Here is an 11,790-nt window from a genome sequence, read left to right as displayed (position 1 = left end):
TGGGATGCCGGAGCGCTCGGACCGCCCTGCCTGCCCTGGCCGCCCCTGACCCCTCGTCCCTCGTCGAAAGAGGAATCGTGCGCACACTCCTGGCACGCACAGCACCGACACGCTCGGTGCCGCTCACCGCACGCGCTCGTCGCATCGGCACGGTGATCGCCGCGGCGGCACTCGTGGGCGTCGGGCTGACCGGATGCTCGGCCGCGTCGGCGAGCTCCTGCGTGCAGCCGGGGGATGCGTCTCAACTGGTCCACACGTCGGGCGCGTTCGGCTCGCCGCACGCGTCGTTCCCGCACCCGATCGACACGAGCACGCTGCAGAAGAGCACGGTGAAGACCGGCTCGGGCAACACCATCGGCAAGGGCCAGATGGTCAGGTTCACGCTGGCGCACTACGACGCATCGACCGGCAAGTCCGTCGAGACGTTCCCGGCCGCTGTGCCCGCGGGCGGGAAGAGCTCGCTGCCCGGCCTTCAGAAGGCGTTGCTGTGCACCACAGTCGGATCGCGCATCGTGGTCACGGGAACCGAGGCCGACATCGCCGGCAGCCAGGGGTCGGCAGACCAGGCTGTGGTGCTCGTCGTCGACGTCGAGAAGGCCTACCCCTCGCGCGCGACCGGCTCTCCGCGACCGGGACAGCCCGGCATGCCCACCGTGGTCCTTGCACCGAACGGCCAGCCCGGCATCAAGATCACCGAGAACACCGTGCCCACGAAGCTGCGCACGGCCGTGCTCCGACAGGGTTCGGGCGCCGTCGTGAAGAAGGTCGATTCCTCTAGCGGGGTGCTGGTGAACTACACCGCGGTCACGTACAACGACCCCACCTCCGTCGCCGGATCCAGCTGGGTGGACGGGTCTCCCGTCGTCTGGCCGACCACGGATTCCAGCGGCTTCACCCCGCCCGCCGATGTGGTGAAGCAACTCGTCGGCCAGAACGTCGGAAGCCAGGTGCTCGTCGTCACACCGGGCAGCAACGCCACGGCGTACGTGATCGACATCCTCGGCATCTGGAAGTAGCGCGACGGGCATCATCGCGCTCACGCGGTCCGAGGCGGCGACCTCATAGGATTGCCTGCGTGTCCCCACAGAAGGTCCCCGTCGAGGAGCGCTTGTTCTCGCTTGTGCTCACCCTCGTCGCCACCGAAGCGGGGCTGACGAAGGGCGAGATCCTCTCCAGCGTGCAGGGCTACAACTCCCGGTACCGGGAGGGCGGCGACAATAGCGCACTCGAGCGGCAGTTCGAACGCGACAAAGACGACATCCGCGAGCTCGGCATCCCTCTGGAGACGGTCGAAGACCCTGGGGATCCCGGCAACAATCAGGGCCTGCGCTATCGCATTCCCAAAGCGGCATACGATCTGCCCGCCGACATCACGTTCTCTCCGCAGGAGATGGCGCTGCTCCGCCTCGCCGCCACCGTCTGGCGGGAAGGGTCCCTCTCGGCGGACTCCCGCAGGGCGATCATGAAGCTGCGCACGCTGGGCGTCGAGGCCGACGACCCGCTGGTCGGGTTCGCTCCCCGCGTGCGCACCAGGGAGGCCGCATTCGAACCGTTCGAGGTCGCCCTGGAGCGCAGCGTCGTCGTGAACTTCGACTACCTGAAGCCGGGGGAGACCGAGGCGACCAAGCGTGTCGTCGAGCCGCTCGCGCTCGTCCAGTTCCACGGACGCTGGCTGCTGCACGCCCATGACAAAGGAGTGGATGCCCCGCGCACCTTTCTGCTCTCGCGCGTGATCGGCCGCCCGCGAGTCACCCAGGTCGGGTTCACGCGGCGCGGCACCGACTACGCCTCGCACGCGATCGACGAGCTGCAGAAGATCTGGGACCGCAATCAGGCCGAGCTCGACGTGCTCCCCGGAACGGATGCCTGGGTGCGGCTGAGCAAGCGCGAAGACGCGCGCCGCAATGATGACGGCAACCTGCTTGTGCACTACTCCGACACGGCGCTCCTCGCCGACGAGCTCGCCGGTTATGGCCCCGAGGTGCGCGTGATCTGGCCGCAGCGCCTCGTGGACGCGGTGCGCGAACGCTTGCGTACGACACTGATGGCGCACACGGCGAACACCGGCGCGGGGGAGGTGGATGCCCGTGGCTGAGCCTGCCGGTCCCCGCGACGCCCGCGACAAGCTCGCCCTGCTGCTCTCGCTCATCCCGTACCTGATGGATCACGAGAGCGCGTCCGTCGACGAGGTCGCTGCCGCGTTCGACGTCTCGCCGAAGCAGATCCGCGACGCCGTCTATCTGATCGCGGTCTCCGGCCTGCCTGGCGAATCGCATTCGTATCTGCCCGGCGACCTGTTCGACATCGACTGGGACGAACTGGAGCAGCACGATCGGATCGCGCTCACGCACACCGTGGCGATAGACGACACGCCGCGGCTCTCGGCACGCGAGGCCGCAGCCCTGATCGCGGGCCTGCAGTATCTCAGCTCGCTGCCCGAGCACGCCGACCGCGATGCCATGTCCTCGCTGATGGCCAAGCTCGAACGCGGAACGGCCGCGGGCGCCGCCCAGGTCGCGGTCGCCCCTGCGGCACTTCGCGACACCGTCGCCACTATCAGGGAGGCGATCGAGAAGAGGACGCAGGTCGACCTCGACTATGTCAGCGCCCGCGGCGACTCCGAACGGCGCACGGTCGATCCGTTGCGCATCGAGTCCGTGAACGACGACTGGTACCTGCGCGGGTGGTGCCATCTGCGCGAGGCGGTGCGCACCTTCCGCCTCGACCGCATCGACCACCTCGTCTCGACGGGGCAACCGATCAGCGAGCACGCCGCACACGTCGTGCTGCCGGAGCGGCTGTTCCAGGGCTCGGCCGAAGACCTCACGGTGTCTGTCGACGTCGTCGCGGCCGCGCTGCCGCTGATCGCCGACTACATTCCCGACGATGCTGCGCGCATCCAGGACGGCGACGTCGTGCACACCAAGGTTCGGGTGGCGCACTATCACGGGCTGAAGCGCATGGTGGCCCGGTTCGCCGGCCAGGTCACGGTCACCGCTCCGGAGGAGGCGCGGATCGCGGTGGCGGACTGGGCACGCGCAGGTGCAGCCCGTTACGAGGATCCGACCACCTAGCGACCGACTATCGCGGCTGTCGCCGCTCAAGGACTCAATCGGGCCGCCATCGCCTATAGGGTGAAGCAATGCCGTGGTGGTCCTGGCTCGTCATCTGGCTCGTGCTCGTGCTTGCGCTGCTCGGCATGCTCGCGCTGCTCGGGTATCGCTTGTTCGTGAAGGCGATGCGCACGATGAGCGCCCTCGGCGAGCTCGCGGAGAAGACCGAGTTGCTCTCCACCCGCTTCGACGACGATGCCGGCGAACCTGCCTTCCGTCCTGCCGCGCTCGGCCCAGCCCGTGAATACGCGCAGAGGTGGGAGGATCGCCGTGCACGCAGTGCAACGATCAGGCATACTCGACGAGAAGAGAGAGTCCGGCGCGGTAAACTCCTGGTGAGTGCCGATCCGAGTCGGTTCTCCCACCTACTGCGAAAGCGACACTGAAATGCTTGGCGATCTCTTCAGCGGATGGCACATCTGGATCATCCTGCTCATCATCGTGCTCCTGTTCGGCGCGACCCGACTTCCCGCACTGGCGCGGAGCATCGGGCAGTCCACTCGTATCTTCAAGAAGGAGATCCGGGACGGACAGGAAGAAGACGAGGCCGCCGAAGCTGCCAAGTCCTCTAAGACCGACACCAAGGCCGAGCCTTCGACGGCTGACAAGCCGGCCGACAAGATCTAGTCGCCGTGAGCACCGCCGCTCGTACCAAGCGCGGCAGCAATCCCGAAGGCCGGATGTCGCTGGGGGCACACCTCCGGGAACTGAAGAACCGCTTCTTCTGGATCGCAGGTGGAATCCTCGTTGGCGCCATCGCCGGCTGGTTCCTCGAACCGTTCGTGTGGGATGCGATCAGCCTGCCTGTGCATGAGATTGCAAAGACGCAGCATGCCAGCATCAACTGGCCGAACGTGACCGCGGCGTTCGACCTGAAGCTGCAGTTGAGCGTCTACATCGGCATCATCATCACGTCGCCGTTGTGGCTGTACCAGATTTTCGCGTTCCTGACCCCTGGGCTCAACCGCAGGGAGAAGGGCTACACGTTCGGGTTCTTCTTCACCGCGATTCCGCTGTTCCTCGCCGGCTGTGCGGCCGGCTGGTGGGTCGTTCCGCACATCGTGGGCGTGCTGACCAGCTTCGTGCCCAACGGTGAGACCACCCTGTTGGTGGCATCCGACTACTTCAACTTCGTTCTCAAGCTGATCATCGTCGTGGGCATCGCGTTCGTGCTGCCGGTGTTCGTCGTGCTGCTCAACTTCATGCGCGTGATCAGCGCCAAGGCGATCATCAAGTCGTGGCGGTGGGCGATTCTCGTGATCATGGTCTTCACTGCGATCGCGACGCCGTCCGCCGACGTCATCTCGATGTTCCTGCTCGCCCTTCCGCTGATCGTGCTCTACCTTCTGGCCTGGGCCGTCGCGTGGATACACGACCGCAGAGATGCGAAGCGTGCGCTCGACATCGACGCCGAGCTCGCGGCGGGGTAGCGGCGAGCCCCTTAGTCTGAACGGGTGACCGAGCAGCTCTCGCCCGCCGATCGTTTCGCGGCGTCGCGGAGCCGTGTCGGACATCCGCGGCTCGAGGAGTTCCGGCAACACCAGCGGTTCGACCTCGACCCGTTCCAGCGCGAGGCGTGTGGCGCCCTCGAGGACGGCCACAGCGTACTCGTCGCCGCGCCGACGGGCGCCGGCAAGACCGTCGTGGCGGCGTTCGCAGTTGCTCTCGCGATGCGGCATCCCAGCGCCAAGGTCTTTTACACCACGCCGATGAAGGCGCTGTCCAACCAGAAGTACCAGGAATTCGCCGACGAGTACGGAACGGATGCCGTCGGCCTGCTCACGGGTGACACCAACGTCAATGCCGGCGCCAGGGTGGTGGTCATGACCACCGAGGTGCTCCGGAACATGCTGTATGCGGAGTCGGATCTGCTCACCGACCTCGCCTACGTCGTGATGGACGAGGTGCACTACCTCGCCGATCGGTTCCGGGGCGCGGTGTGGGAAGAGGTGATCATCCACCTGCCGCCCGAGGTGCGCTTGGTGTCGCTGTCGGCGACCGTGTCGAACGCCGAGGAGTTCGGCGACTGGCTGCAGGCCGTTCGCGGCGACACCGACGTGATCGTGTCGGAGAGCAGGCCGGTCCCGCTGGAGCAGCACGTGCTCGTGCGACAGCGTCTGGTCGACCTCTTCGAGTCGGCTGCGCGGGGCGCGGCGAACCGGGTCAATCCTGAGCTGGTGCAGATGGCACGGCTCGGCGGACGTCCGTCCGGATCCCGTCAGTACAGCGACCGCGGCAGACGGCGGGGGCGCGGCAGGCCCGACATGGACAGGCTCGACCGGCCAGAGGTGGTGCGGCTGCTCGACGACCGCAACCTCTTGCCGGCGATCGTGTTCGTGTTCAGCAGGGCCGGCTGCGATCAGGCGGTGTCGCAGGTGCTGCGGTCGGGCATCCGTCTCACCGAGGCGCACGAGCGCGAGCAGATCCGGCTGGTGGCCGAGGGGCGCTGCCGCACGATCGCCGACGAAGACCTCGCAGTGCTCGGCTACTGGGAGTGGTTGGAGGGCCTGCAGCGCGGCGTCGCCGCTCACCACGCAGGTCTGCTTCCCGCGTTCAAGGAGGTGGTCGAGGAACTCTTCCGGCGCAAGCTCGTCAAGGTGGTGTTCGCGACCGAGACGCTCGCTCTCGGCATCAACATGCCGGCACGAACCGTCGTGCTCGAACGGCTGGAGAAATTCAACGGCGAGGCCAGGGTGCCCATCACGCCGGGGGAGTACACGCAGCTGACCGGGCGGGCGGGCCGTCGCGGCATCGACGTCGAGGGGCACTGCGTCATCCAGTGGCGCGACGGGCTGGACCCGCAGGCTGTGGCGGCACTGGCCTCCAGGCGCAGCTACCCGCTGAACTCGAGCTTCCGGCCCACGTACAACATGGCGGTCAACCTCATCGCCCAGTTCGGCAGGAATCGCACCCGCGAGATCCTCGAGTCGTCGTTCGCTCAGTTCCAGGCCGACCGTGCCGTCGTCGATCTCGCCCGCACGGTGCGCAAGCAGGAGGAATCGCTCGCCGGGTACGAGCGGGCCATGCAGTGCCACCTCGGCGACTTCGCCGAGTACGCCGCACTCCGTCGCGAGCTCAGCGATCTGGAGCGCAAGGGTGCCAGGGCAGGCTCGCAGAGCGCCGCCGCTGTTCAGGCGCGCAGCAGGGAGCTGGCCGATCTGAGACGACGCATGAAGAGGCATCCGTGCCACGGATGCGCCGAGCGGGAACAGCACGCACGCTGGGCCGAACGGTGGTGGCGCCTGAAGCGCGAGACGGATGCCCTCACTCGCCAGATCCGTACCCGTACCGGTGCCGTCGCGACGGTCTTCGATCGTGTGACCGAGGTGCTTCTCGAGCTGGGCTATCTCGGGGACCGCGACGGCTCGCTCGCCCCCACTCAGCACGGCCGCGTGCTGGCCCGGATATACGGCGAACGAGACCTGCTGGTCGCGGAGTGCCTGAGACGCAACGTGTGGGCAGAGTTGGATGCGCCCGGTCTTGCAGCGATGATCTGCGCGCTCGTGTTCGAGCCGCGGCGCGACGAGCCGAATCCCGCCGAGCGGTTCCTGCCGCGCGGGGCATTCCGGGAGGTGCTGCAGAAGACAGAAGAGCTGTGGGCGCGCCTGGACGACCTGGAGCGGGAGCACCGGCTGCCGGGCAGCGACCCACTGGCGACCGCGCTGTGCGTGGCGATGCACCAGTGGGCATCCGGGCGTCCGCTGGCCGCCGTGCTGGCGGAGGCCGACCTGCCCGCAGGGGACTTCGTGCGCTGGGCGAAGCAGGTGATCGATCTGCTCGACCAGCTTTCCGGCGTCGCCACGGGCCCTCTGGCACCCGTGGCGAGGGACGCCCTGGTCGCGGTGCGACGGGGGATCGTGGCGTACTCCGGCGTCGGATGAGGAACCGGGCCATGCGCTCGGCGAGCACCATGCCCCGTTCCCCTATGCTCGCATCGTGACTTCGCCCGCCCGCCCGCTCACTCCGCTGTGGCTGGCGATCATCCTCGGCGCAGGCGGGGGAGTGGTGTACGACGGAGCGTTCCCGGCGATCGACGTGTGGCCGCTCGCGTTCGTAGGCCTGGCGCTCATGCTCGTCGCCCTCGCCGGGCGCTCCATCGGTGCCGCCGTGCTGGTCGGATTCCTGTCCGGGCTGACCTTCTACCTCACCCAGGTGTCGTGGACCGCGCTGTATCTGGGACCCGTGCCGTGGATCGCGTTGTCGGTCTTCGAGTCGTTGCTTTTCGCGCTCGGGGCCGTGGCGATCGCGCTGGCTTACCGCTGGGTGGCGCGAGCCTTTCCGTCCGCGCTCGGTCGTCTGGGACTCCTCCCGGTCATCGTCGCCGGCCTCTGGACCGGCAGGGAGTGGCTCTCCGGCAACTGGCCGTACGGCGGCTTCGCCTGGGGTCGCGCAGCTCTCTCGCAGTCGGAGAGCCCGTTCGCCCACCTCGTCGCGTGGTTCGGCCTCTCCGGCGTCTCCTTCCTCATCGTCTGGATCGTCGCCCTGGCCATCGAGTGCGCACGCTTGAAGAAGCATCCGTTTGCGCAGATGCCTGCGAACAAGACGGATGCCTCGGCCGAGCACCCCGGTGTACGAACCGGTGTCGCGGTCGCGGCCATCGCGCTCGTGCTCGCCGTTCCACTCTGGCCGGCCACCATCTCGGGAAGCACGAGGATCGGCGCTGTGCAAGGAAATGGGCCAGCGGGATACTTCGATCGCGCTCAGCCAGGCGACGTGATGAACGCGCAGATCGCGGCGACCCGGCCCCTGATCGGCAAGGCGGTCGACATGGTCGTGTGGCCGGAGGGCAGTGCCGACATCGATCCCACCAGGGACTGGTCGTCTGCCGCCGTGCTCGACAATCTCAGCACGCAGCTGCACGCCCCGATGATCGTGGGCACGATCACGTACCGGCACGGCAAGTACTACAACTCGTCGCTGCTCTGGAAGGCCGGGAAGGGCGCGGTCGCCATCTACGACAAGCGACACCCGGTGCCGTTCGGCGAGTACGTGCCCGACCGTTCGTTCTGGATGCCGTTCGCACCGAGTCTGCTCAGCCTGATCGGCCGCCAGTACACGCCGGGAACCCGCAGCAACGTGTTCGATGTGGACGGGGTAAGGGCAGGCATCTCGATCTGCTTCGACATCGTCGACGATCAGCTCACCACCGACATGATGGACGGCGGGGCACAGGTCATCCTGGCGCAGACCAACAATGCCGATTTCGGGCGCACGAAGGAGAACATGCAGCAGCTCGCAATCGCGCGACTGCGTGCCGTGGAGACCGGCCGGAGTCTGGTGAACATCTCCACAGTGGGAACGAGCCAGATCATCGATCCGGACGGCCGAACGATCGCGCAGATTCCTGCCTACAAACCGGGCGCGATGCTGGCGGATGTTCCTCTGGGCACCACGACAACGCCTGCGACTTTACTCAGCCGCGCCTGGGAAGTGCTGGCGTGCGGACTCGGTCTCGGCGGACTGGTGGTGGCGGCCATCACGATGCCGCGCACGCGTCACCGCCGGTCGCGCTGAGGCGCCTCACACGAAAACGCAGCCTGCCGGAGCAGGCTGCGTCACCATCCGGCCGGGATTGCACCCGGCTCCTCGGCGCTTCTCGGCCGAGTGCGCCTCAGGCGCCGATCTTGTGCTCTCCGCGGCGTGCGCGCAGATAGGCGAGACGCTCCTCCAGGAGCTCCTCCAGCTCCGCACGCGTGCGGCGCTCGAGCAGCATGTCCCAGTGACTGCGCGGTGCCTTCACGTCGGAACGGTCCACCTCGACGGGCGCATCGTCCACGAGCAGGGTCGCCTCGTGGCCGCAGTACTTGCACTCCCAGGTCTCGGGAGCCTCGGCATCGGCGGCGAATACGACCTCCGTCTCACGGTCGCAGTTCGAGCACTTGTAGTTGTACGTGGTGCGGGCAGAGAACGTGACGCCCTCTTCGCTCTGCAGGCTCTGAGCACCGAGTCTCATGCCTCGCAAGCTGCGATCTGCCATTGTGTGGTCTCCTCTCGCGATGCCTCCACACTTATAAACCGTCAAGCTGGGCATTCTCTGCCCGGCACATCCGGAGATTCAGCCTCCTTTCAGGCATTTTCTTCGTTCAGGGTCTCACGAACTCCTAGGTCGCGCCGGGAGATCGGCGCGGGTTGTGCCCCGTGCCGGCATGCAGTATGGCCCGAAGCAGATCGCATCGGTCGGTCACGATGCCGTCGACGCCGAGGGCAAGCAGATCGCGCATCTCATCCGGGTCGTCGATCGTCCACACGTGCACTTCCTTCCCCACCGCGTGCACGGCCCTCACGAACCCGGGGGAGACCACCGTGACGGCGCCACGCCGACGTGGCACCTGCACGGCGTCGACGCCGCGCAGTGCCAGCCGAACGAGCGGGGCGAAGCGCAGCCACGCCCCGATCAGGCAGATCACCACGCCCGGCGTCGACGCGGAGGTGGCCGCACCGGGAAGCGCACGCACGGCCCGGCGCCGTCGACGCTGCCGGAACGAGGTGACCAGCACGCGCGGCTCGGCCCCGGCATCCCGGATGGCCCGGATCGTCGGGAGGAGCGCGGCATCCGTCTTGATGTCGATGTTGAATCGGGCGTTCGGAAAGCAGGCGAGCGCGGTCTCCAGGGTCGTGAGGGCGCCGCCGCCCACCAGGGTCAGGTCGCGAAGACGTTCCCACGGCAGCTGTTCAACCCCAAGCCGAACACCGGCGATGCGCGCCAGGTCGTCGTCGTGGCAGATCACGGCCACGCCGTCAGCGCTGGCGTGCACGTCGGTTTCCAGGATGTCCGTGCCCGCGTCGAGCGCCGCCCGGAACGCGTCGAGCGTGTTCTCCGGTGCATGCAGCGCCAGGCCTCGGTGCGCGATCACGCGAGGCGGAACGCCGTCGAAGTAGCGTGCCGGGTCAGGCATCCGTCCGCGGCGTGGAGTCGGGGTCGGTCGAGGGCCCGGAAGCCGGCGACTGATCTGACGGCGTTGACGGGGATGAGTCGGTTTCGCCGAGGAGGTCCGCGGGCGGCTCTACGAGCTTTTCGACAGGGGTGTCGATGATCTCCTGCACGCTCGTTTCACCCGGTGTCCCCGAGGTCTCGGCGATCCGATCGAGGTCGGCGTAGGACTTCAGCGGCGAAGGCGGTCCCGTACGCGGCTTGCCGTGCGATGCGAAGCCCTCTCCGATGCCCCGCAGAGCCTCGCTCAACTCGCTCGGAATGAACCAGAGCTTGTTCGAAGCGCCCTCCGCGATCTTGGGGAGCGTCTGCAGATACTGGTATGCCAGCAGCAGGTTGTCCGGATTGCCCTCGTGGATGGCGGCGAACACGGTCTCAATCGCCTTCGCCTCACCCTCGGCCACGAGCACAGCCGCCCGCGCCTCGCCTTCCGCGTTCAGGATCGCGGCCTGTCTGTTGCCCTCCGCGGTGAGAATCGCGGACTGCTTCGTGCCCTCCGCGGTGAGGATGAGCGCACGACGGTCACGCTCCGCCCTCATCTGCTTCTCCATCGAGTCCTGGATGGACACCGGCGGGTCGATCGCTTTGAGTTCGACCCGGCTGACCCGGATGCCCCACTTGCCTGTCGACTCGTCGAGAACGGTGCGCAGCTGGCTGTTGATGTTGTCGCGGCTGGTCAGCGTCTCCTCCAGGTTGAGGCCGCCGACGACGTTGCGGAGCGTGGTCGTGGTGAGCTGCTCGACCGCGTTGAGGTAGTTCGCGATCTCGTAGGTTGCGGCACGGGCATCCGTCACCTGAAAGTAGACGACCGTGTCGATGGACACGACAAGGTTGTCCTCCGTGATCACCGGTTGCGGAGGAAAGCTCACCACCTGCTCGCGCAGGTCGATCAGTGGGCGGAGCCGATCGACGAAGGGGACGAGCAGGTTCAGTCCGGGAAGGAGCGTCTTGTGGTAGCGCCCCAATCGCTCGACGACTCCGGCCCTCGCCTGCGGCACGATCCGGATCGCCCGGAACAACGTGACGAGCACGAAGATCAGGATGATCAGTACGACGATCCAGACGATGATCTGCACGACGAGCCCTTCTACAGAGGTCATGAGGTGGTTTTCCCTGCCGGGACGACGACGGCCGTCGCCCCTTCGATCGCGGTCACGTGCACCAGTTCTCCCGGTTCCACGTGTCGCGGCACGCCGGATGCGTCGACATCTGCCAGCCGCGACGTCCACACCTCGCCGTTGGCCAGTCTCACGAGACCCCTGCCGTCGTTACCGAACGACTCCACAACCCTGCCCTCCTGGCCGAGAAGAGCGGCGACGTTGCTCCTGGCCGGGTCTCCACCACGGCGAAGGGCACGCAGCAGCGGGGGCCGGAGCAGGAACAGCAGCAGGATCGAAAGCACCGCCGCGACGAGGATCTGAGCCCACCACGGAAATCCGAACAGACCGCTGATCAGTCCCCCGAGAGAGCCGATCGCCAGCATCAGGAAGACGAAGTCCAGCGAGAGCATCTCGACGATGACGAAGACCAGGATCAGAACGAGCCAGCCGATCCACGCGTAAGACGAAACGACATCCATGTCGCACACGCTCCTTTCGCGCCTGGTCAGACGCTATCAGCATGCGGCCTCAGCCCCACGATGGCGCGGTCGGCGGCGGGCGAGCCGGTCACGACGACGCCCGACGACCGGCCTGAGATACTGTCCTGGTGCCCTTCGCAGGGCCTTACAGCACTGGCAGCACAAGG

Annotated in this window: 12 protein-coding genes; 8 read left to right on the top strand and 4 right to left on the bottom strand. The window is 67.2% G+C overall.

Going from position 1 to position 11,790, the window contains the following annotated elements:
* Positions 1-77: 77 nt before the first annotated feature.
* The 8 genes from ACYVII_RS08625 to lnt all read left to right on the top strand — a co-directional run bounded on the left by ACYVII_RS08625 (position 78) and on the right by lnt (position 8,627).
* A complete protein-coding gene (locus ACYVII_RS08625) occupies positions 78-1,016 on the top strand; it encodes a hypothetical protein (RefSeq protein ID WP_460533927.1) in 939 nt (312 codons plus the stop codon).
* A 59-nt stretch (positions 1,017-1,075) separates the two neighbouring features.
* Entirely contained in the window at positions 1,076-2,095 is a 1,020-nt protein-coding gene (locus ACYVII_RS08620; RefSeq protein ID WP_460533925.1) for a helix-turn-helix transcriptional regulator, read from the top strand.
* On the top strand, positions 2,088-3,074 hold the full coding sequence (locus ACYVII_RS08615) for a helix-turn-helix transcriptional regulator (protein WP_460533923.1): 987 nt from the start codon (positions 2,088-2,090) through the stop codon (positions 3,072-3,074). Before ACYVII_RS08620 ends, ACYVII_RS08615 begins: the two co-directional genes overlap by 8 nt.
* A 68-nt stretch (positions 3,075-3,142) precedes the next feature.
* Positions 3,143-3,499 carry a hypothetical protein gene (locus ACYVII_RS08610; protein WP_460533921.1) on the top strand — a complete coding sequence of 119 codons (357 nt, stop codon included), beginning with the start codon at positions 3,143-3,145 and terminating at the stop codon, positions 3,497-3,499.
* Position 3,500: 1 nt separating this feature from the next.
* Positions 3,501-3,740, top strand: coding sequence for a Sec-independent protein translocase family protein (gene tatA, locus ACYVII_RS08605; protein WP_460533919.1), 240 nt, complete (start codon positions 3,501-3,503; stop codon positions 3,738-3,740).
* A 5-nt stretch (positions 3,741-3,745) separates the two neighbouring features.
* Positions 3,746-4,543: a twin-arginine translocase subunit TatC gene (tatC, locus tag ACYVII_RS08600; RefSeq protein ID WP_460533917.1), complete on the top strand. Its 798-nt coding sequence runs from the start codon at positions 3,746-3,748 to the stop codon at positions 4,541-4,543.
* A 24-nt stretch (positions 4,544-4,567) separates the two neighbouring features.
* On the top strand, positions 4,568-6,994 hold the full coding sequence (locus ACYVII_RS08595; RefSeq protein ID WP_460533915.1) for a DEAD/DEAH box helicase: 2,427 nt from the start codon (positions 4,568-4,570) through the stop codon (positions 6,992-6,994).
* Positions 6,995-7,046: 52 nt separating this feature from the next.
* Positions 7,047-8,627 (top strand): apolipoprotein N-acyltransferase, encoded by a 1,581-nt coding sequence (gene lnt / locus ACYVII_RS08590; protein ID WP_460534054.1) that lies wholly within the window; start codon positions 7,047-7,049, stop codon positions 8,625-8,627.
* A 97-nt stretch (positions 8,628-8,724) separates the two neighbouring features.
* Here lnt and ACYVII_RS08585 read toward each other — a convergent pair whose 3' ends face one another.
* The 4 genes from ACYVII_RS08585 to ACYVII_RS08570 form a co-directional block, all read right to left on the bottom strand.
* Positions 8,725-9,090, bottom strand: coding sequence for an RNA polymerase-binding protein RbpA (locus tag ACYVII_RS08585; protein ID WP_460533913.1), 366 nt, complete (start codon positions 9,088-9,090; stop codon positions 8,725-8,727).
* A gap of 124 nt (positions 9,091-9,214) precedes the next feature.
* The gene (locus ACYVII_RS08580; RefSeq protein ID WP_460533911.1) at positions 9,215-10,009 is read right to left on the bottom strand and encodes a PI-PLC domain-containing protein; all 795 of its coding nucleotides are present in this window, start codon (positions 10,007-10,009) and stop codon (positions 9,215-9,217) included.
* A complete protein-coding gene (locus ACYVII_RS08575; protein ID WP_460533909.1) occupies positions 10,002-11,144 on the bottom strand; it encodes an SPFH domain-containing protein in 1,143 nt (380 codons plus the stop codon). Before ACYVII_RS08575 ends, ACYVII_RS08580 begins: the two co-directional genes overlap by 8 nt.
* The gene (locus tag ACYVII_RS08570; RefSeq protein ID WP_460533907.1) at positions 11,141-11,623 is read right to left on the bottom strand and encodes an NfeD family protein; all 483 of its coding nucleotides are present in this window, start codon (positions 11,621-11,623) and stop codon (positions 11,141-11,143) included. The genes ACYVII_RS08575 and ACYVII_RS08570 overlap by 4 nt, the downstream gene beginning before the upstream one ends.
* Positions 11,624-11,790: the final 167 nt, after the last annotated feature.

Source organism: Humibacter ginsengiterrae (assembly GCF_054780115.1).
This window is presented reverse-complemented; position numbering and strand designations above follow the sequence as displayed.

Excerpts from the sequence above, each read along its gene's own strand:
- tatA (WP_460533919.1), top strand. The coding sequence starts at position 3,501 with ATGCTTGGCGATCTCTTCAGCGGATGGCACATCTGGATCATCCTGCTC.
- ACYVII_RS08580 (WP_460533911.1), bottom strand. The coding sequence starts at position 10,009 with ATGCCTGACCCGGCACGCTACTTCGACGGCGTTCCGCCTCGCGTGATC.
- ACYVII_RS08575 (WP_460533909.1), bottom strand. The coding sequence starts at position 11,144 with ATGACCTCTGTAGAAGGGCTCGTCGTGCAGATCATCGTCTGGATCGTC.
- ACYVII_RS08610 (WP_460533921.1), top strand. The coding sequence starts at position 3,143 with ATGCCGTGGTGGTCCTGGCTCGTCATCTGGCTCGTGCTCGTGCTTGCG.
- ACYVII_RS08585 (WP_460533913.1), bottom strand. The coding sequence starts at position 9,090 with ATGGCAGATCGCAGCTTGCGAGGCATGAGACTCGGTGCTCAGAGCCTG.
- ACYVII_RS08570 (WP_460533907.1), bottom strand. The coding sequence starts at position 11,623 with ATGGATGTCGTTTCGTCTTACGCGTGGATCGGCTGGCTCGTTCTGATC.